The organism is Furfurilactobacillus cerevisiae, from assembly GCF_048961765.1.
In the GTDB taxonomy this organism is placed as follows: Bacteria; Bacillota; Bacilli; order Lactobacillales; family Lactobacillaceae; genus Furfurilactobacillus; species Furfurilactobacillus milii_A.
The window spans coordinates 100,432-121,851 of the sequence record NZ_CP185253.1; the positions used below are offsets into that span (position 1 = coordinate 100,432).

A 21,420-nucleotide genomic window follows, 5' to 3' on the forward strand; every position below is an offset into this window, starting at 1 on the left:
GTTGGTTTAGTGGTCTAGTCAAATTGACAGTTGAATGCATTTTGTCCATTGTTTGCACTGTGTCTTTCACTTAGTATCGACAACCGAAACACCTGATAAGTTTTGGTTAGAGAGGAACGTGAATGAGATGGTGAGAAAAGAATGGCAGCAATTATGGCATAGCCGGAGTACGCTAATTGGATTAATTTTAATTGCATTGATCCCGGCAATTTATTGTCTTTTATACCTATCGTCAATGTGGAATGCTTACGGGAAAATGGACCGGATTCCGGTTGCGATTGTGAATCAGGATCGGCCGCAGAACTATCGTGGCAAACGGATTGCGATTGGTAAACAATTAACAACTAAACTACGTCGTTCGGATTCACTTGATTATCATGTGACAACAGCCAAAGCGGCCGCCACGGGGATTCGAAATGGTAAATACTACATGGTCGTGACAATTCCCAAACGGTTTTCTAGTGATGCGACAACGTTGTTAACGAGCTCACCACAACGTTTGCACATCCGATATACAGTTAATTCTGGTCGTAATTTTGTCGTTTCAAAAATGACTGCAGGGGCGGCCACAGCGATTCAATCAAAGGTTTCAAAGCAAGTCAGTGCAATGTACGTCAGTGTTTTATTGACGGCGATCGGTCATGTGCAAATGGGCATGGCGAACGCAGCTAAGGGCAGCAATCAGGTGACAACGGGATTGACTAGTTTAACCAACGGCATTCAACAAGTTGGTGTGGGAACAACTAGTTTGCAGCAGGGATTGCAGACCGCCAACCTAACGTCACCAGAGATTGTCGGTGGTGTGGGTAAACTGAATGCGGCCCTAGCAAAACTGCATGATGGTAGTTCGGCGCTCACTCTAGGAAGTACGCGGCTTACCACTAGTCTTGCAGGTAGTGTTCACCAACTACAACAATTACACGAGCAACGCCGGACAGCTGGCGACATTGCCTCGCCAGTGGTCGCTGATACAACAGACGTGGCGAAAGTACCCAACAACGGGACAGGCATGGCACCATTCTTTATTGCCATCGGCTTGTTTGTCGGCGGTATTGGTTTAGGGACTATGTTCGATGCTTATTTACCGAAGTCACGACCTAAGTCTGCAGTTGTCTGGTGGCTATCAAAATTTTCAGTTATCGGGGCACTTGGCGCCGTACAAAGTGGTTTACTTTTCTTGGCGCTGACTTGGGGTAATCACTTAATGCCGACTTCTCAGATTAAATTGGCAAGTATGCTGTTATTAGGTTCGCTGACCTTTTTGTCATTGATATTCTGTTTGCGAATCGTGCTTGGCGGCTTCGGTACCTGGTTGATCACAATTATCCTGGTGCTCCAACTGTCTGCCTCGGCTGGTGTGTATCCGGTCGAACTGACAAGTGGTTATGCTCGAGTCATCAATCCGTATCTTCCGATGACTTATCTGATTGACGGGCTACGACAGTCAATTTCATTAAACGGCAGTATTAGGACGGATGTACTTGTTTTGGGTGTGATGATGATCGTCTTCAACGGGTTGATTATTTTGAAGTACCGATCCGACTTGCGGCGAGATGTATTTAGACTAGTCGATTTTGCATAATTTCATCAAAAAGCACGGGCTGGTTAGAAGATTGCTGAAAAACAGCCTCATCTGGAAGCGTTCAACTAATAAAAGACGGTTGGAATTTCGAAAATTCCAACCGTCTTTTGATGTCTGGGGTGACTGTTCCAGGCCGTATTTCTTGGTCGTTTGAATCAAGATTTGTTCCATGTTGGCATAGAAGAGCGTCATGGCATAAATGTAATTCGACCAGTATCTTCCATATCCATATTTGATTTTGAGTTCAGCTATCTTCGCCTCAGTTTTATAACAGCTTTCGTGTATTAGACACTTTTGGATGATGCTTAATGATATCGATCAAAATGTTAGCTTAGTGTAAACTTGTTCTTCCTCCAGATCACTACCTGTTGGCCTATCAGGCAGAATATCTTTGATGGTAGGCTTAGCTTGGTATAGATACTTATGTAGAACTTTTGAAGCCTGGCGCGATGATTCAACTGATAATTTTAGATTAAAACGTGAAGCGGTGTACGTTGCACGACACAGTACCCATTTTTAACTAGTTTTTCAGAAGCTCGTCGAAAAAAACTTGACTTTTTTTGAAATCGCCCGATATAATGAGCCCCGGTTAAGTAACGAAAGCGCGTTTTTACGAAATGCTAACATTAGAATCGTGGCAAGACGGTCGCCATTCCGGATTGTTGCTACACCGGGGAAGTCCTCGGTATCGGCCTTTAGAGGCCGTTTTTTTTTGCTCTCATTCTGCTTCGACCAAAAATATATACAGGATGGTATTTTATTTTGAAAATTTCACAAGCACAAGGTTTACCCCAGGCACGCGTAAAGGTGAAGCACCCTGCGTTGGCTATGTTTGGCCTCATGATTGGTGGATTCGTGGGGATGTTCTCTGAAACTGCATTGAATGTTGCACTATCTAGCATCATGGCAGAACTACATGTCACACAAGGGACGGCACAGTGGCTTGTTACCGGCTACATGTTAGTCATAGGAATCTGCATGCCACTTTCTGGGCTATTAACGCGGTGGTTTTCTACAAAGCGGATTGTATTATCTGCATTGGGTGCATTCATTGTCGGTGTCTTAATCTCTGCATTGGGTAGTAATTTTGGGATTGTTTTACTTGGACGAATGATTCAAGGGATTGGCACTGGTGTCGTTTTACCATTAATGTTTTCTGTTGCGATGCAGATTTTTCCGCCATATAAACTGGGTACGATCATGGGGCTGTCTGCTTTGGTTATCATGTTCGCCCCTGCGATTGCGCCAACAGTAACGGGCTTGGTCTTGGCAAATTTTGCTTGGAATGCTGTTTTCTGGGTACTACTTCCGTTTCTGATTCTCGCGTTTGTTCTTAATGCGTTGTATCTGGAAAATGTATATTCACAAAGTAAAACACCTGTTGATTGGATCTCAATTTTTGCTTCTACAATTGGTTTTTCTGGGATTGTTCTGGGGGCATCCTTCGCTAGTGATGCTGGTTGGATTTCAGTTAAAGTGCTTGTGCCACTCATCATTGGTCTGCTTTCGCTAATCATCTTTACAATTCGTCAATCTAATATCAAATACCCAATCTTGAACCTCGTTGTATTTCGATCAGAACCCTTTGCTGTCGGGACACTCTTGGTAATGCTTGATTTTGGTTTAATTTTAGCGTCGATGTATCTGTTTCCAATGTACTTGCAGCGTGTCATTGGTTTGCCAATTGGATTAACTGGGATTGCAATGCTCCCTGGTGGAATTGTTAATGCAGCAGTTTCTGGTTTAGCTGGCCGACTGTATGATAACCACGGAGCTAAATGGTTATCTCGTGGTGGTTTCTTCATTGCAGCATTAGGTGTCGTGATTCTATTATCGACTGGTAGCAACAGTCCACTGTGGCAAGTGATTGTCGGACACATCGTTTTGATGATCGGTGCACCATTGGCAATGTCGCCTTCACAGACGTATGGATTGAATAGCCTTGCTGGTGTTCTAAATGCTGACGGTAGTGCAATTTTGAATACTCAGTAGATTGTAAAATTAATCCGAACGCTGTTCGGACAAAAAAGATCAGCTTCCTTTAAAATGGTGTTTACAACAAACCCATCTTTTAGGAGCTGATCTTTTGTCTAGTATAACCTATTCCGAACGAATTAAAATCGAAACCTTTTGTGAACTAGGGCTGTCCAATATCCAAATGGGCGTTCGGCTGAACCGATCACCGTCAACAATTTCTTATGAATTATCTCGATGTCAACCTTATCAGGCTGAATTAGCACAAACAGATGCCGAATACAAGCGATCACGATGTGGTCGGAAAACTAAGCTGAGCGATGAGTTAAAGCAAAAAATTCTCAACCATTTACGTCTAAGCTGGTCACCAGGAATGATTGCTCACGAATTTAAACTAGCTACTAAATCTATTTATAATTGGCTAAATCAGGGGAGAATTGGTTTCTCCTTGAATGATCTACCTGAACATGGCGTACGCCAACGGCGTAACGTTGACCAACGATCCAAATATAATCAATCTTTGGGGCGATCAATTGAACAGCGTCCCATGATGATTAATCAACGTAATCGCATCGGCGATTTTGAACTAGATACAGTCGTTGGTCCTCGTGGGCATAGTAAGGCAGTTTTATTAACTTTAATCGATCGAAAATAACGGTTCCTTTGGGCATACCGGTTAAAAGATCGGACGACAGCGACTGTTAATGAAGCACTAACTAAGTTCCTAACCACTTTTAATGGTCCCGGTGCACAGCTTTACTGTGGACCGTGGCACTGAGTTTAGTGGGCTAGTATCACTTGAATCACAATATGGTATTAAGACCTATTACTGCCATGCTTATACTCCAGCTGAACGTGGTAGTAATGAACGCTTTAATCGGAATTTACGTTATTTTTATCCTAAAGGGACTCGTTTTGAGCACATTAGTGCTCAAGATTTAACGACGACGTTACTCCAAATTAACCAGCGACCGCTTAAAATACTCGACTGGCAAACACCGTATCAGGTTATGCTGACAAATTTGTCCAAAAATTCGGATTAAATTTGCAATCTACCTCAACCATTTACATCTAAGCTGGTCACCAGGAATGATTGCTCACGAATTTAAACTAGCGACTAAATCTATTTATAATTGGCTAAATCAGGGGAGAATTGGTTTCTCCTTGAATGATCTACCTGAACATGGCGTACGCCAACGGCGTAACGTTGACCAACGATCCAAATATAATCAATCTTTGGGGCGATCGATTGAACAGCGTCCCATGATGATTAATCAACGTAATCGCATCGGTGATTTTGAACTAGATACCGTCGTTGGCCCTCGTGGGCATAGTAAGGCAGTTTTATTAACTTTAATCGATCGCAAATCACGGTTCCTTTGGGCATATCGGTTAAAGGACCGAACGACAGCGAGTGTTAATGAAGCACTGACTAAGTTCCTAACAACTTTTAATGGACCGGTGCACAGTTTTACTGTGGACCGTGGTACTGAGTTTAGTGGGCTAGTATCATTTGAATCACAATATGGTATTAAGACCTATTACTGTCATGCTTATACGCCAGCTGAACGTGGTAGTAATGAACGCTTTAATCGGAATTTACGTTATTTTTATCCTAAGGGGACTCGTTTTGAGCACATTAGTGCTCAAGATTTAACGACGACGTTACTCCAAATTAACCAGAGACCGCTTAAAATACTTGACTGGAAAACACCGTATCAGGTTATGCTGACCAATTTGTCCAAAAATTCGGATTAAATTTGCAATCTACCAAATAACCTTTAATTAAGTCCGAGAGGCTTAAAAGGAATTCGGTTTGGTTGCAGTACTGCGCGACAGTACTCGTGGACCATTGATAAGCAAAACAGCGAAGCCCCTGAAAGATTCTCGGAATTTTTCAGGGGCTATTTATTTGCCAAAAAACAAATAAAGGAGCTGCAACATGAATCAATTTACGAATTTGAACACGTTGACGAACGAAGAGGTTATGCAGTTAATCAAGCAAGCGATAGCTTTTAAGCAAGGTACCGCAGAGATTCCTGAACAAAAGCACACCGTCGCCAATATGTTTTTCGAAAACTCGACGCGGACTAAAAGTAGTTTTCAAATGGCGGAACTTAAATTAGGTTGGTCTCAGATTCTTGTTGATCCAAGTAGCAGCTCAACGACAAAAGGTGAAAGTTTGTCGGACACGCTTAAAGCTCTGGGTGCGATTGGTGTCGACGCCGTCGTTGTGCGCCATCGACAGACAGACTGGTATGAACCTTTATTGAATGATGCATCTGGACTAATGCCAATTTTGATCAACGCAGGGGATGGTTCTGGACAACATCCTTCACAAAGTTTGCTTGACCTCATGACGATCTACGAAGAGTTTGGTCATTTTGAAGGGCTACATATTCGTATTGTCGGCGATTTAAGTCACTCACGGGTTGCGCGTTCAAATGCTGAAATCTTGCAGCGACTGGGTGTAAACGTTAGCTTCGCCGGCCCAGCCAGTTGGTATCCGGCGGATTTCGATCAGTTTGGCCAGCGTGTTGAACTTGATGATGATCTATCATCAATCGACGTGATGATGATGCTCAGAGTTCAACACGAACGGTTGTCAGAAGCTGCCGATGAGCATTTTGATGCGGTATCTTATCATGACGCTTACGGCCTTACGGTAGCTCGGTATGAACGTTTGGCACCGCAAGCGATTATTATGCATCCGGCACCTGTGAACCGCGGTGTGGAAATTGCGGATAGTCTGGTTGAATCACCGAAATCACGAATCTTTAAGCAAATGGCAAACGGTGTCTTTGCGCGGATGGCCATTTTGACGAGTGTCACGGAGGCTAAACATGCGGTTACTAATTAAAGGCGCCACGATCATTGATGAAACAGGAGCAGAGGCTCGTCGAAATATTCTAGTTCAGGATGGCAAAGTAAAGGCAATTACGGACCATGATCTTGACGCAAACGATGACGAGCGCGTTATCGACGCACAGGGAGCGCTACTGATGCCCGGCCTAATTGACGTTCATGTTCATTTCCGTGAACCAGGTTTCGAGGACAAAGAAACGATTGCAACAGGGAGTAGAGCAGCAGCACGAGGTGGTTTCACGACTGTGCTGGCGATGCCGAACTTAAATCCAGTACCAGTAACAGCCACACTATTACGGCAACAATTGCGTCGTAACGAAGAATCAGGATTGATTCACGTGAAACAATATGGCGCCATTTCCGCCAATCTGACGGACGAGACGGTGAGTCCTATCAAAGAACTGGCAGCGGCTGGAGCTATTGGTTTTACGAACGATGGCAAAGGGGTACAAAGTGCCGCCACAATGTTGGCTGCGATGAAGGCTGCTAAGGCTGTTAATCGGTCACTTGTTGCCCACCTTGAAGATCAATCATTGATGAATGGTGGCGTGATGAATAAGGGTGAACGGGCAGACCAGTTGGGATTGCCAGGTGCAGATCCACTGGCGGAGACATCTCAACTGGCTCGTGACCTGGTGTTAGCGCAAGCAACGGGCGTTCGTTATCACGTTGCCCACCTTTCAACGAAGGTTGGTGTGGAACTCGTTCGGGTTGCTAAGGCGATGGGGGTGCATGTAACTGCTGAAGTTTCACCGCATCACCTGTTGCTGGATGACACGGACATTCAATCTGCTACGCAAACGAACTTAAAAATGAATCCGCCATTGCGCACACCGGCTGACCGTGAGGCGGTTATCGCTGGTTTGTTGGATGGCACGATCGATATGGTAGCGACTGATCATGCACCACATAGTGTGGCGGACAAACGTGGCGATTTTCGCACCGCAGCGTTTGGCATCACTGGATTGGAAACCTGTTTCCCACTGCTTTACACCCACTTCGTTGAAAGCGGCTTGGCTACCTTGGGGCAGTTGCAACAATGGTTAGTAAAGGCACCTGCATCGGCATTTGATTTAGATGCTCCAACTGTCCTGAAAGTTGGGATGAAAGCTGATTTAGCGATGTTTGATATTTCGCATCGACATACAATCAACGCCAATGAGTTTGCGTCTAAAGCGGTTAACAGTCCGTTTGTCGGCCAGACAGTGACGGGGATGACGTTAATAACCATGGTTGACGGTGAAATTGTGTATGACGCGACGACTGATAACACAGGAGGTCATGATGACAACGAATAAACGGGCATTGGTGTTAGAAAACGGATCAGTTTATTGGGGGGAAGGCTTCGGCGCAGACTGTGATGTGATGGGTGAGTTAGTGTTCAACACGGGGATGACCGGTTATCAGGAATCCCTTACGGACCTGTCCTACCGCGGCCAATTATTGACGTTTACGTATCCACTAATTGGCAATTACGGCATTAATGCAGTTGATTTTGAATCGCTAAAACCAGCCGCAAGTGCGGTAATCGTTCACGAAGTCGCCACCCGGCCATCTAATTGGCGCGCTACTCAATCGTTGCCAGAATGGGCTCAAACGATGGGGTTGCCTGGGATAACCGGTGTCGATACGCGGGCGCTGACAAAAGAAATTCGTTCGCTTGGTACAGTTAGAGCAGCGCTGGTTGATGCACCATCGGATGATATTTTTAAAAAATTGAAGGCGTTTGAACAACCCGATTTAGTTGAACGAGCTACCACAAAATCCGTTTACGTTGCGCCAAATACGGGCTTGAACGTAGCTTTGATTGACTTTGGGATGAAAAATTCAATCCTTCGTGCATTAGCCAAACGGCAAATCAATGTCACTGTGTTCCCAGCAGATACTGATGCTGAAACGATTTTGAATACTCATCCAGACGGCGTTTTGCTCTCAAATGGACCTGGCGACCCACGGACAATGACGCCTTGCCTGACGCAAATCAGAACGCTCGAAACACGCGTGCCATTGATGGGTATTTGTCTAGGACATCAATTGTTCGCGTTAGCCAATGGCGCTGAGACATTCAAAATGCATGAAGGTCACCGTGGCTTCAATCATGCGGTGAAAAATCTACAGACGGGACATCTCGCTTTTACCTCGCAGAATCACGGTTACGCGGTGGATGCCGCATCGGCGGCCGGTACTTCACTGGTAGTTACCCATGAGGAAGTCAATGATCACACCGTCGAAGGATTACGTTTGAAGGACCAGTCGGCGTTTTCGGTTCAATTTCATCCAGATGCGGCGCCTGGCCCACACGATGCAGATGATCTGTTTGACCATTTTGTTGATTTAATGACGAAGAAAGGGGCCCCTGAACATGCCTAAACGGACAGATATTCATAAAATTATGGTTATTGGCTCTGGCCCGATTGTGATTGGTCAGGCCGCTGAGTTTGATTACTCCGGTACGCAGGCGACGATGGCATTGCGCGAAGAAGGTTACGAGGTTGTACTGGTAAATTCAAATCCGGCAACGATTATGACAGACCCGGAGATTGCTGATAAAGTCTATTTGGAACCACTGACGTTACCATTTTTAAAACAGATCATTCGTCAGGAACGACCTCAGGCAATTCTACCAACACTTGGTGGGCAAACAGGCCTGAACATGGCCAAAGCGCTGGATGAAGACGGTATTTTGGCTGCGTTAAACATCGAATTGTTGGGCACTAAGCTTACGGCTATCGAGCAGGCCGAGGATCGTGAGCAGTTTAAAGAACTCATGGATAAACTGAATGAACCGGTACCTGCTTCGAAAACGGTCACGGAATTAGCGCCGGCATTGGCGTTTGCAAAACAAATCGGTTATCCCGTTATTGTTCGGCCAGCATACACACTGGGTGGTACTGGTGGAGGAATCGCCAATGACGAGGATGAGTTGCGGGCAATCGCTGCAAATGGTCTGGAATTGTCCCCGGTAACACAGGTGCTCATTGAACGTTCAATTGCCGGTTACAAGGAGATCGAGTTTGAAGTGATGCGCGACCATGCGGACACTGCACTCATTGTGGCATCTATGGAAAACGTTGATCCTGTAGGTGTTCACACCGGTGATTCGATTGTTGTCTCGCCGGTGCAAACGTTGTCTGATCGTGATTATCAAATGATGCGTGATTCGGCGCTAAAGATTATTCGTGCCCTTAATATCGAGGGTGGTGTCAACATTCAGATGGCGCTTGATCCAAACAGTGATCACTACGACATTATTGAAGTAAACCCACGCGTGTCCCGTTCCTCAGCGCTGGCTTCGAAGGCCACTGGTTATCCCATTGCAAAAATGGCCGCAAAGATTGCGGTCGGATTGAACCTCGATGAGATCAAAAACCCGGTGACGAACAAAACTGTTGCAGCGTTCGAACCAGCAATGGACTATGTAGTGGTTAAGATTCCGCGCTGGCCGTTTGATAAATTTCCATTAGCTGACCGTCAACTAGGAACTCAAATGAAGGCCACTGGTGAGGTGATGGCGATTGGCCGGAACTTCGATGAAGCACTCAACAAAGCGGTGCGGTCACTAGAAATTGGTGTCACAGACCTAAGGAAGTCACGCTTTGAGCAGGTTACCACACCACTCTTGTTAGCGAGTTTAATGCCAGCGCGGGACGATCGACTATTCAGGGTCGCAGAATTACTGCGACGCGGTGTTCCACGTGAAACAATCCATAGTAAGGTAGATTGCAAATTTAATCCGAATTTTTGGACAAATTGGTCAGCATAACCTGATACGGTGTTTTCCAGTCAAGTATTTTAAGCGGTCTCTGGTTAATTTGGAGTAACGTCGTCGTTAAATCTTGAGCACTAATGTGCTCAAAACGAGTCCCCTTAGGATAAAAATAACGTAAATTCCGATTAAAGCGTTCATTACTACCACGTTCAGCTGGCGTATAAGCATGACAGTAATAGGTCTTAATACCATATTGTGATTCAAATGATACTAGCCCACTAAACTCAGTACCACGGTCCACAGTAAAACTGTGCACCGGTCCATTAAAAGTTGTTAGGAACTTAGTCAGTGCTTCATTAACACTCGCTGTCGTTCGGTCCTTTAACCGATATGCCCAAAGGAACCGTGATTTGCGATCGATTAAAGTTAATAAAACTGCCTTACTATGCCCACGAGGGCCAACGACGGTATCTAGTTCAAAATCACCGATGCGATTACGTTGATTAATCATCATGGGACGCTGTTCAATCGATCGCCCCAAAGATTGATTATATTTGGATCGTTGGTCAACGTTACGCCGTTGGCGTACGCCATGTTCAGGTAGATCATTCAAGGAGAAACCAATTCTCCCCTGATTTAGCCAATTATAAATAGATTTAGTCGCTAGTTTAAATTCGTGAGCAATCATTCCTGGTGACCAGCTTAGATGTAAATGGTTGAGAATTGTTTGCTTTAACTCATCGCTCAGCTTAGTTTTCCGACCACATCGTGATCGCTTGTATTCGGCATCTGTTTGTGCTAATTCAGCCTGATAAGGTTGACATCGAGATAATTCATAAGAAATTGTTGACGGTGATCGGTTCAGCCGAACGCCCATTTGGATATTGGACAGCCCTAGTTCACAAAAGGTTTCGATTTTAATTCGTTCGGAATAGGTTATACTAGACAAAAGATCAGCTCCTAAAAGATGGGTTTGTTGTAAACACCATTTTAAAGGAAGCTGATCTTTTTTGTCCGAACAGCGTTCGGATTAATTTTACAATCTACTGTAAAACAAAAATTGACATGTTTTTCTTGAGTAAAATTCAACATGTCGTGGACCTTGAACAGTTGTTGGTTGATCACATTGGCGATGAAACCACGCTACGTCTCGCCAAACAAAACGGAATTAGTGATGCATTAATTGCGTCACTATGGCACTGGTCGTTTGACCAAGTTCGCAGTTGGCGAGAAGAACATCAAGTTACCGTCAGCTACAATATGGTTGATACGGTTGCGGCGGAGTTTGATTCGCAAACGCCTTATTACTATGCGACGTACGATGGTGCTAATGAGGCCGTGAAGAGTGGTCGGACGTCCGTTCTAGTGTTGGGTTCTGGTCCTATTCGAATTGGGCAAGGGGTTGAATTTGACTACGCGACAGTCCACGCGGTTAAGGCAATTCAGCGTGCTGGTTACGAAGCAATTATTATGAACTCTAATCCAGAGACGGTTTCGACGGACTTCTCAATTTCAGACAAGCTGTACTTTGAGCCGTTGACATTGGAAGACGTGTTGAACGTGGTGGTACAAGAACAACCGCTTGGCGTCATGGTTCAGTTTGGCGGGCAAACGGCAATTAATTTAGCACAAGGATTGGCTGATCATGGCATCAAAGTTCTAGGGACTAGTGTGACTGACATGAACCGGGCAGAGGACAGACAGGCGTTTGATGACGTGATCAAGCAATTGCAGTTGCCGCAACCGGTGGGGATGACGGCGACAACGGTGAACGGTGCGGTCAGCGCGGCCAGTGAGATTGGTTACCCCGTGCTGATTCGGCCGTCGTATGTCTTAGGTGGCCGAGCGATGGAGATTGTCGCTGATGAATCGGAACTGCGCGACTACATGGTTCGAGCGGTGCAGGTTTCAAACGACCACCCCGTACTGATTGATTCGTACTTAGAGGGCACTGAGGCAGAATTGGATGTTATTTCAGATGGCGACACCGTTATTATTCCGGGATTAATGGAACACATTGAGCGGGCTGGGGTACACTCCGGCGATTCGATGGCCGTTTATCCGCCACAACATTTGAGTGAGCACGTAAAACAGTCGATGGTGAAAGCTGCCATCGATCTGACCAAGTCCTTAAATGTGTGTGGCATGATGAATGTACAGTTTGTGATTCACGACAATAAAGCCTATGTGATTGAGGTCAATCCACGTGCGTCACGGACGGTGCCCTTCATTGCTAAAGTGACGCATACACCAATTGCACAGTTAGCGGCATGCGTAATGCTGGGCGATAAGTTGGCCGACCTCGGCTTCGAAACGGGATTGTTGCCTAACAGTAGTCAGGTTGCGGTAAAAGCACCAATCTTCTCCTTTACCAAACTGCCAGAGGTTGATGCGTTGTTGGGCCCAGAAATGAAGTCAACGGGTGAAGTGATGGGGATGGCGCCGACGTTTGAAAAGGCGCTATACAAAGCCTTCGTGGCAGTGGGAATTCAGGTGCCAACGTTTGGTCGGGTACTAATTACTGTTACCGATCGTGATAAACAGGAGGCATTGACACTCGCCCGTCGGTTGACAGACCTTGGCTACGATCTGGTTGCCACAAGTGGAACCGGAGCAATGCTTGAACAAGCCGGTATCAAAACTGATGTACTCGGTAAGGTATCGGAGTCTGACAACAATGCTGTGACTGCCATTCATGCAGGAAAACTGCAGATGGTGATCAATACTTCGAGATTAGATGAGTCGGCTCAAAGTGACAGTCTTCAGATTCGCGAGGCTGCAATCGCTAACGATGTGCCGTTATTTACTGTGCTGGATACAGTGGCAGCATTGCTGACGGTGCTGGAGTCGCGGAGTTTGGGTGTAGCGGCGATGTAAAAAGGTGGCACTGCAGAGTCATTTCTATTGCCGTTTTCCAATCTTCCTTGTACAATATGTTGTACAAGGAGGTGCTGACATATGGATGCAATTACGTACTCAACGTTTAGGCAGGGCCTGAAAGGTTACATGAAGCAAATCAACGATGATTCGGTGCCAATGATTATTACGAATAAGGATTCCAAAGATGATGTTGTTGTCATTGGGAAACGTGACTATGATGCTATGATGGAGACCATTCATGTCATGTCTAACCCTTACCTAGCCGAAAAAATCGATAAGGGTGAACAACAATATTTGGCTGGCAATGTTAGTCAGCACACGTTGCTAGAAGATGATTAAATTGTGGACGGACGATGCATGGAATGACTATATGTATTGGCATAAATCTGGTGACAAGAGAACGGTTAAACGTATCAATGAACTGTTAAAGAGTATCGACAGGACGCCCTTTACAGGGATAGGCAAGCCAGAAGCACTAAGATATCAATTCGAAGGCAAATGGTCACGCCGAATTGATGCAATGAATCGGTTAGTGTATCAAATCGACAATAACCAGCTGATAATTTACTCTTGTAAGGATCATTATTAAGGTAAAAAAATCGAGAAGTCGCAAATTTATATTTGTGCGACTTCTCGATTTTTAGTTTTTCAGTGTTTGTTAGTTTCTCGCCGATAACACCAACCCACCAATAGTCAGCACGATTCCGACAATCATAACCGGTGTAATTGGTTCCTTCAGTATGAGCCACGCGGCGATCACCGTGACGACGGGCACAAGATACAGATAAATACTGGCCTGTACTGGACCGAGTTTTTGCACAACGAATGTCCAGAGTAGAAAACACAGCGCCGAAGCTCCCAGACCGAGAAAGAGAACATTAGCCAAATTAATTGGTTCTACAAGGGTAGTTATATTAATCGTGCCATGGGTAAGCCAGAAAATCGGCAGAATGAAAATGATACCATACATAAATGTGCGTCGCGTCATTTGAAACGAATTGTAGTGAAAAGTGTTCATGCGTGTCACGATGTATGAATACAATGCCCAAACGACAGCCGCTAACAATGCCAATACATCACCGACGATGCCGCCATGACCGCTGCCGCCGGTTCCGTTGAACGAAATGAGTGCGATACCTGCGATTGCCAACACGAAACCGACGATGAAGCTACCGGATAATCGTTTGTGATCAAGTACGGCAGATAAAATGGCGATAAAAAGCGGGGATACGGAGACGATGACCCCAATGTTGGCAGCCAGTGTGTATGTCAGTGCTAGATTTTCGCACAAGTAATAAAGCGAAATTCCCAGCAAACCTGCAAGTGCAAATGTCCCTTCGCGTTTCCACGACGTAAACTTAAAAATTTTTGGATAAATGAGAAATAATGCGATTGCGCCAATGATAAAACGAATAAGTAAAATTTCTACCGGTTGGAAACTCCGTAACAGCACTTTCGTTGAAATAAACGTTGTACCCCACAGAAAAATGGTAATGAGTGCCCCGATATGGCCACTTAATGATGATGTCTTTTTCATGATGCCCGCCTTTTACACTGATATTATTCAACGCTATCATGCTGTTGCTACAATTGTAAACACCGTTTGTGAACATTGCGTCTTTCTCTCTCACTAGAAAACGTTTACAATAGGAAAAGTAGAGTTATACAACAATATTTTTCTGCTAATACCTAAAAAGGAGCGATTATATGAGTACAGACAAGGATTTAACGGTTAGAGCAAACGCAAAACAATACATAGATGATTTATATAATCAGTTGATTGATCGAAAAGATCAGTCTTCGGAATTACGTGATATCACAGATGTGTTATTACAGTCATACAAGAAAATGGATGATGTCAAGAATCCCGAAGCGCTGGTTAACAGACTCGTCAACTATATTAGAAGTCAGGCGCTGAAGGCTAAGATTCATTTCCCATCCGACCAAGAAAATCTGGTTATTGAACTGGAAACGATTGGTCAAAAAGCAGGGCTAAACGGTGTCTACATGGCAGATTACTCTGACAAGTCACAATTCTATAGCCTGTTAGAAAAGATTCCCAAGCGCTAAAAAGTAATTTTGAGACATAAAAATAGTGATCATCCAAAATTTCTGGATGATCACTATTTTCAGTTACTACTCAATTTCGAAAAACTCTTACTAAAGTTTATTTAGCGTCGTAAGCTGCTTGGAATATCTTGATGATATCTTCTTTAGTACCTTTACGAGGGTTGGAGAAGGCGTTCCCATCCTTCAAGGCGTTTTCAGCCATCAATTCAAAGTCTTCAGGCTTTGCACCAATTTCCTTGATGGACTTTGGAATACCAACATCTTGTGACATTTGCTTCATGGCCTTGATGGACAATTCAGCGGCGTCACGAGTTGACAAACCATCAGTGTTTTCGCCCATGATCTTAGCTAATTCAGCAAACCGTTCTGGGTCAGCAACGATGTTGTATTCTTCAACGTAAGGCAATAGCAATGCACAGCAGACACCATGTGGGGCGTCATATTGACCACCAAGTTGGTGAGCCATGGCGTGAACGTAACCTAAGTTGGCATTGTTGAAGGCCATTCCGGCTAACATTTCAGCTTCGACCATCTTAGTCCGTGCTTCTAGGTTATGACCGTTTGCAACGGCTTCACGTAAGGAAGTTTCGATCAATTTGATCGCTTCGATACATTGTGAGTCTGTGATTGGGTTGTGGTCAACGGAAACGTAAGGTTCGATGGATTGAACGAAGGCATCCATCCCAGTTGCGGCAGTTAAACCGGCTGGTACGTCCAACATCAAAGTTGGGTCGTTGAAGGAAACCAACGGAATGTTACGCCATGAAACAACAACGAACTTCAAGTGTGTTTCTTCGTTCGTGATAACGGCGTGACGGGTCAATTCTGAACCAGTTCCGGCAGTCGTGTTAACGGCAATCAATGGTGGCAAAGCCTTGTCCAAGGTTTCAATACCGGCCAATTTAGTAATGTCGTCACCGTTTGTCAGGATGATACCGGCACCTTTACCAGTATCATGAGCAGAACCACCACCAACAGTGATGATTGAGTCGGCACCAGATTCTTCATATAACTTCTTAACTTCTTTGATGTTACGGATCTTCGGGTTTGGTTCAACATTGTTGTAAACAACGTAATCAACGCCAGCTTTGTCCAATGAAGCCAAAGTTTGTTGAACGGCACCATCTTTCAAACCTTCCAAAAACTTGTCAGTGACGATAACAGGTTTCTTCATGCCTAACATCTTGGCACGGTCACCAATCTTTTCAATGACACCAGGGCCAAAGAAATTAACACTTGGCATTAAGAAATCGTAACTACGTTCAGCCATAACTGAAAAACCTTCTTTCATTATTTGTGAAAACATTTAACAACTCATTCACAAATAAACTATAACTATAAAAGTTACAATTATCAAGACCATTTTTAATGATTCACAAACTCGATTATTGCAAGGATTATATGCTAGTTATTATCTTGCTGTTTTCACGGAATCGCTTTCATAGATAATAAACAAAATTCACAAGCGTGACTATTTATTTGTTGCGTAATTTAACTGTTAATAAGCACTACACATTTGAAATAGCGACGCGATTTTTAAGAAACAAGCTGTTTGAGACCTCTTAATGTTGAAATGATTTGGTATTTTGCTGGTCGTAAAATCTTGGTAAATTCACCAATTTCTTCCGCTGGATAACCATTAAATCCTTTTTTGAACTCAAACACGCCATCAGAGCCATCGAACTCACCGGCAATACCAAGAAAATTGTACGTTTGGATGTGCTGCCGGATTGCCTCGTGCATCATGGCATCCTGAATGAGAAATGGGCCACGAAACATCTTGAATTCTTCGTTTGTGTAACTGAAAACATAGTCCATTTCTTGTGGTTGGATGATAAACATTGCACCGGCGATATTTAACGTCGTGCCATATTCGTCAGCAAACATTTTAGCCTGGGCGATTTTTCGCGTGTGATTGTTTGATTGACGTTTGAGTTCAGCAATCTTGGCTTCGTTGTAACCTTTATGCTTGGCAGTCAGTTCGTTGATTTGTGCATCGTTGTGCGTGATTTTTTTCTGATAAATGGCAATATAATTATCCAAATTCAGTTCCGCAACGACAAACTGAACCCGGTTGCCATACGTTTCAAAAGCATCTTGGTAATAGGTGAGTGGCTTGTCTGCAAAGTGTAACCGCTCAGCCGTTTTATTAGTGTTGTATTTAAACTCACTGAGTTCATCAAATGGAATTTGTCGGAGGGTGACGCCAAACTCTTTGGCTTTATTGAGGCTATAGCGCGTTTTAGACCCGTAACTTTTAGTCAGAGTATCAGCGTTCAAGTGACTTAGATCCTTTTTATAAACGTAGTGATTAGCGTGCATAGCGGTCTTATACCCAACTGACTTGAAGTCAGCGTATCGGTAGCCGATTTCAGAGAGTGCTTGCGCTAGTGCTTCATTTTGCGAATCAATGATCGTGCCGTTGTTGTCTAGGATGTGAAAGTCTAAATTCGGTACTAGCTTCAATTCGAGTCCTTGATGCTGGAAGGCATATTGCTCCAAGTCGGCAAGAAAGACGCGCAATCGATCGGCGCTGGCTTTGTCCGGTGCAATTACTGGTCCACCGTATACTTCGAACCGATAACCGAAATGAATTTTTCGACCAACCAACAGTGCGGCCATAACTAATTCATCGTCTTCATATAGGCCACGAAACGTGGTGAGGTTATGCTCCCGTAATAAGAGTCGTTGTTGCCAGACGGTTTGATAAAAATTGCCGGTCGGACAATGTTGTTCAAACGACATAAATTCGGTAGGATCAATTTCTTTTACAGTTAACATAGGCAAACCTCCATCAAATCAAGATTAGACTCACTATCAGGGTTCGACCTTTAAATGGCCTTAAAGTTGATTATTAAAACGGTAACAAGAAATTTTCTTAAGAAAATTATCTGTAGTTTTAAAAGATGGTGACCTAACTATGCACCAGAAATATTAATACTGTTATTTATTGAAATGAAAACGTTTTTAATGCGAGCGCCGTTTGCTGCGGTTTAGCATGTGTCTGAAAAGATGATTGTTAAACATATCTGACAAATGGGGTGCGAAAAATGAAACAATTTAAAGTTGATGAGGCTTTTGTCGATCAGTTAACACTGGCTGAAAAGGCCGCCTTAGTTTCTGGTAAAGATTTTTGGTATACCGCTGGCGTTCAGCGTCTCAATGTTGGGCGGATGATGATGACAGACGGGCCTTCCGGATTGCGCAAACAGGAAGAAGGAACAGATGCGACGGGCGTTAATAAGAGTGTAACGGCCGTTAATTTTCCTGGGTCGGCGTTGGCCGCTAGTACGTTTGATCGCGAGATGATGCATGACACCGGTAAAGCGCTCGGAACTGCCGCCAGTCACGAGCAGATCAGCTTATTGCTGGGGCCAGGCATGAATATCAAACGAAGTCCGTTGGCTGGCCGCAACTTTGAGTACTTCTCTGAAGATCCATATTTGACGGGAGAAATAGCGGCTGCATATGTGCGCGGTGTTCAAGAGATGGGTGTCGGTGTCAGCATCAAACACTTTGCGGCTAATAATCGTGAAAGCCAACGCTTTACCAACTCCTCCAACATGAGTGAACGAGTATTGCGGGAAATTTACCTGGCGGCGTTTGAAAAAGTCGTGGTCGAAGCCCATCCAGCTAGCGTAATGGTGTCGTATAACGCCATTAATGGGACATTAAATTCCCAAAATCAGTGGTTATTAACAGATGTTTTGCGACACGAGTGGGGATTCGATGGTCTAATTCTGTCGGATTGGGGCGCCGTGGTTGACCAAGTGGCGGCCCTGAGAGCTGGTTTGGATTTAGAGATGCCAGGGCACTCACCAGAATCAGAAGATGCTGTAATTAACGGTGTCAAAAGTGGTGAGCTAAGCATGGCAACGTTGAATCGGGCTGTGCTGTACGTCTTAAAAACCGTTGAAAAGTGGGGCAGTACTCAAGAAGTCTCGCCGTATCCCATGGACGAGCAACATATTAAGGCCCGTGAAGCGGCCGACGATGGGCTCATTTTGTTGAAGAACGAGTCGGACATGCTGCCGATCAAACCGCAAGATCGGTTAGCTATCATTGGTGCGTTTGCTAACCAACCGCGTTATCAGGGCAGTGGTAGTTCCCACGTGAATGCTTATCAGGTCGTCACACCATTGGATGTCGCCCGTGCATTGCCAAACGACATCACTTATGCACCCGGATATGCAATTGAAGGCGACGGTGCAGACCAATCCATGATAGATGAAGCGGTGGCCAATGCTCAGGATGCCGATAAGGTCGTGTTCTTTGCCGGTTTTCCAGAATCCATGGAATCTGAGGGATTCGATAAAACGACGATGTCCTTGCCGGAAGCACAAGTAAAGTTACTTGGTAGATTGCAAATTTAATCCGAATTTTTGGACAAATTTGTCAGCATAACCTGATACGGTGTTTGCCAGTCGAGTATTTTAAGCGGTCGCTGGTTAATTTGGAGTAACGTCGTCGTTAAATCTTGAGCACTAATGTGTTCAAAACGAGTCCCTTTAGGATAAAAATAACGTAAATTCCGATTAAAGCGTTCATTACTACCACGTTCAGCTGGCGTATAAGCATGGCAGTAATAGGTCTTAATACCATATTGTGATTCAAGTGATACTAGCCCACTAAACTCAGTGCCACGGTCCACAGTAAAGCTGTGCACCGGACCATTAAAAGTGGTTAGGAACTTAGTTAGTGCTTCATTAACAGTCACTGTCGTCCGATCTTTTAACCGGTATGCCCAAAGGAACCGTGATTTTCGATCGATTAAAGTTAATAAAACTGCCTTACTATGCCCACGAGGACCAACGACTGTATCTAGTTCAAAATCGCCGATGCGATTACGTTGATTAATCATCATGGGACGCTGTTCAATTGATCGCCCCAAAGATTGATTATATTTGGATCGTTGGTCAACGTTACGCCGTTGGCGTACGCCATGTTCAGGTAGATCATTCAAGGAGAAATCAATTCTCTCCTGATTTAGCCAATTATAAATAGATTTAGTAGCTAGTTTAAATTCGTGAGCAATCATTCCTGGTGACCAGCTTAGACGTAAATGGTTGAGAATTTTTTGCTTTAACTCATCGCTCAGCTTAGTTTTCCGACCACATCGTGATCGCTTGTATTCGGCATCTGTTTGTGCTAATTCAGCCTGATAAGGTTGACATCGAGATAATTCATAAGAAATTGTTGACGGTGATCGGTTCAGCCGAACGCCCATTTGGATATTGGACAGCCCTAGTTCACAAAAGGTTTCGATTTTAATTCGTTCGGAATAGGTTATACTAGACAAAAGATCAGCTCCTAAAAGATGGGTTTGTGGTAAACACCATTTTAAAGGAAGCTGATCTTTTTTGTCCGAACAGCGTTCGGATTAATTTTACAATCTACCACTTAACCAGATTTTGAGCGTCAACCCACATGTCGTTGTTGTACTTCAAAACGGGTCTGTTGTTGAAATGCCGTGGGCCGATCAGGTACCCGCTATTTTGGAAACTTATTTAGCTGGTGAAGCGGTTGGCGAGGCAACTTGGGATATTTTATCCGGAGCAGTGAATCCATCTGGTAAATTAGCGGAAACCTTTCCGTTAAAGCTAGCGGACAATCCAACCTATGGCACGTTTGCGCGGAGCTACAGTGAAGAAAATTATCATGAAGGGCTATTTGTCGGTTATCGCTATTATGACGTAAAACAGCAGCCGATTAGATTTGCGTTTGGGCACGGCCTTAGCTACACGACTTTTAAGTACTCTGGATTGAAAATCGTGGACCAGGGTGATTCAGTGGCCGTGACGTTTAAGCTCACGAACACTGGCAAACGAAGTGGTCGCGAAGCTGTTCAAGTTTATGTTGCCAATCATGCCAGCACCGTTGAAATGCCAGTTAAAACGCTGGCAGGGTTTGAAAAACCAATGCTGGCCGCAGGTGAAAGTCAGTTAGTCAGCATAACGTTGCCACGTCGTGCGTTCAGTTGGTATGACGAAAGTAAGCCAGGGTGGCGGGTCGACAATGGCAGTTACGACATTCTGGTCGGCTCTGCCTCAGATGACATCCGCATGCAAAAGACGGTTCGGTTGAACTGGGCTGCCGCACAGGACCGGGTAACATTAGATAGTTACATCAATGACGTGATGGATGATTCGTCACTGGCCCCGGCTGCTACCAAGTCAGGATTAGATGCCGTGTTTGAAAAGTTGCGGGCTGCTGGTCCAGGAGCGGCATTTCTGATGAATATGCCAATACGGCATGTACTGACACTCGGCGCTACAGGTGATCAACTATCGCAATTTTTGAAGCTTGCTAATCGTTCAACCCACAGTAAAAGGGAGTGATT

General features: G+C 44.6%; 14 protein-coding genes and 5 pseudogenes. 14 read left to right on the forward strand and 5 right to left on the reverse strand.

Translation table 11 applies throughout. The features are described 5' to 3' along the window. Positions 1 to 127 precede the first annotated feature (127 nt). From ABUE36_RS00435 to carB (ABUE36_RS00470), 8 genes and pseudogenes are all read left to right on the forward strand, one after another. Positions 128 to 1,582 (forward strand): YhgE/Pip family protein, encoded by a 1,455-nt coding sequence (locus ABUE36_RS00435; RefSeq protein ID WP_178941771.1) that lies wholly within the window; start codon positions 128 to 130, stop codon positions 1,580 to 1,582. A 762-nt stretch (positions 1,583 to 2,344) separates the two neighbouring features. Next, positions 2,345 to 3,568 (forward strand): annotated as a pseudogene (locus ABUE36_RS00440) (MFS transporter); the annotation flags it as partial. A gap of 100 nt (positions 3,569 to 3,668) precedes the next feature. Further along, a pseudogene (locus ABUE36_RS00445) lies at positions 3,669 to 4,599 on the forward strand (IS30-like element ISLpl1 family transposase). A gap of 13 nt (positions 4,600 to 4,612) precedes the next feature. Further along, positions 4,613 to 5,314, forward strand: a pseudogene (locus tag ABUE36_RS00450) (IS30 family transposase); the annotation flags it as partial. 184 nt (positions 5,315 to 5,498) lie between these two features. Next, positions 5,499 to 6,416, forward strand: coding sequence for an aspartate carbamoyltransferase catalytic subunit (locus ABUE36_RS00455; protein WP_178941774.1), 918 nt, complete (start codon positions 5,499 to 5,501; stop codon positions 6,414 to 6,416). Then, positions 6,400 to 7,719 (forward strand): dihydroorotase, encoded by a 1,320-nt coding sequence (locus tag ABUE36_RS00460; protein ID WP_161000719.1) that lies wholly within the window; start codon positions 6,400 to 6,402, stop codon positions 7,717 to 7,719. Before ABUE36_RS00455 ends, ABUE36_RS00460 begins: the two co-directional genes overlap by 17 nt. Further along, positions 7,706 to 8,791, forward strand: a complete 1,086-nt coding sequence (locus tag ABUE36_RS00465; RefSeq protein WP_178943423.1) for a carbamoyl phosphate synthase small subunit — start codon at positions 7,706 to 7,708, stop codon at positions 8,789 to 8,791. The genes ABUE36_RS00460 and ABUE36_RS00465 overlap by 14 nt, the downstream gene beginning before the upstream one ends. Further along, a pseudogene (gene carB / locus ABUE36_RS00470) lies at positions 8,784 to 10,127 on the forward strand (carbamoyl-phosphate synthase large subunit); the annotation flags it as partial. The gene ABUE36_RS00465 and the pseudogene carB (ABUE36_RS00470), both read left to right, overlap by 8 nt. A 22-nt stretch (positions 10,128 to 10,149) precedes the next feature. Here the strand turns inward: carB (ABUE36_RS00470) and ABUE36_RS00475 are convergent. Continuing rightward, on the reverse strand, positions 10,150 to 11,079 hold the full coding sequence (locus tag ABUE36_RS00475; RefSeq protein WP_096109805.1) for an IS30-like element ISLpl1 family transposase: 930 nt from the start codon (positions 11,077 to 11,079) through the stop codon (positions 10,150 to 10,152). Positions 11,080 to 11,168: 89 nt separating this feature from the next. Here ABUE36_RS00475 and carB (ABUE36_RS00480) point away from each other — a divergent pair. From carB (ABUE36_RS00480) to ABUE36_RS00490, 3 genes and pseudogenes are all read left to right on the forward strand, one after another. Further along, positions 11,169 to 13,007 (forward strand): annotated as a pseudogene (gene carB / locus ABUE36_RS00480) (carbamoyl-phosphate synthase large subunit); the annotation flags it as partial. 81 nt (positions 13,008 to 13,088) lie between these two features. Then, positions 13,089 to 13,349: a type II toxin-antitoxin system Phd/YefM family antitoxin gene (locus tag ABUE36_RS00485; protein WP_161000716.1), complete on the forward strand. Its 261-nt coding sequence runs from the start codon at positions 13,089 to 13,091 to the stop codon at positions 13,347 to 13,349. After that, positions 13,342 to 13,599 (forward strand): Txe/YoeB family addiction module toxin, encoded by a 258-nt coding sequence (locus tag ABUE36_RS00490; RefSeq protein ID WP_161000715.1) that lies wholly within the window; start codon positions 13,342 to 13,344, stop codon positions 13,597 to 13,599. The genes ABUE36_RS00485 and ABUE36_RS00490 overlap by 8 nt, the downstream gene beginning before the upstream one ends. A gap of 69 nt (positions 13,600 to 13,668) precedes the next feature. Here ABUE36_RS00490 and ABUE36_RS00495 read toward each other — a convergent pair whose 3' ends face one another. Further along, entirely contained in the window at positions 13,669 to 14,547 is an 879-nt protein-coding gene (locus tag ABUE36_RS00495; RefSeq protein ID WP_161000714.1) for a DMT family transporter, read from the reverse strand. 170 nt (positions 14,548 to 14,717) lie between these two features. Here ABUE36_RS00495 and ABUE36_RS00500 point away from each other — a divergent pair, with 170 nt between their 5' ends. Further along, entirely contained in the window at positions 14,718 to 15,080 is a 363-nt protein-coding gene (locus tag ABUE36_RS00500; RefSeq protein WP_161000713.1) for a bacteriocin immunity protein, read from the forward strand. 97 nt (positions 15,081 to 15,177) lie between these two features. Here the strand turns inward: ABUE36_RS00500 and ABUE36_RS00505 are convergent, their stop codons facing one another. Together ABUE36_RS00505 and ABUE36_RS00510 are read right to left on the reverse strand one after the other, a co-directional pair. Beyond that, a complete protein-coding gene (locus ABUE36_RS00505) occupies positions 15,178 to 16,350 on the reverse strand; it encodes an iron-containing alcohol dehydrogenase (protein ID WP_017261324.1) in 1,173 nt (390 codons plus the stop codon). Positions 16,351 to 16,616: 266 nt separating this feature from the next. Next, positions 16,617 to 17,861, reverse strand: coding sequence for a peptidoglycan bridge formation glycyltransferase FemA/FemB family protein (locus tag ABUE36_RS00510; protein WP_161000711.1), 1,245 nt, complete (start codon positions 17,859 to 17,861; stop codon positions 16,617 to 16,619). Positions 17,862 to 18,130: 269 nt separating this feature from the next. Here ABUE36_RS00510 and ABUE36_RS00515 point away from each other — a divergent pair, with 269 nt between their 5' ends. Next, on the forward strand, positions 18,131 to 19,453 hold the full coding sequence (locus ABUE36_RS00515; protein WP_421016990.1) for a glycoside hydrolase family 3 N-terminal domain-containing protein: 1,323 nt from the start codon (positions 18,131 to 18,133) through the stop codon (positions 19,451 to 19,453). Here the strand turns inward: ABUE36_RS00515 and ABUE36_RS00520 are convergent. Then, positions 19,450 to 20,379, reverse strand: a complete 930-nt coding sequence (locus tag ABUE36_RS00520; protein WP_421016461.1) for an IS30-like element ISLpl1 family transposase — start codon at positions 20,377 to 20,379, stop codon at positions 19,450 to 19,452. The two genes, ABUE36_RS00515 and ABUE36_RS00520, sit on opposite strands and share 4 nt — an antisense overlap. A 112-nt stretch (positions 20,380 to 20,491) precedes the next feature. Between ABUE36_RS00520 and ABUE36_RS00525 the strand changes: the two genes are divergently transcribed. Continuing rightward, positions 20,492 to 21,418 carry a glycoside hydrolase family 3 C-terminal domain-containing protein gene (locus tag ABUE36_RS00525; protein ID WP_421016991.1) on the forward strand — a complete coding sequence of 309 codons (927 nt, stop codon included), beginning with the start codon at positions 20,492 to 20,494 and terminating at the stop codon, positions 21,416 to 21,418. Positions 21,419 to 21,420: the final 2 nt, after the last annotated feature.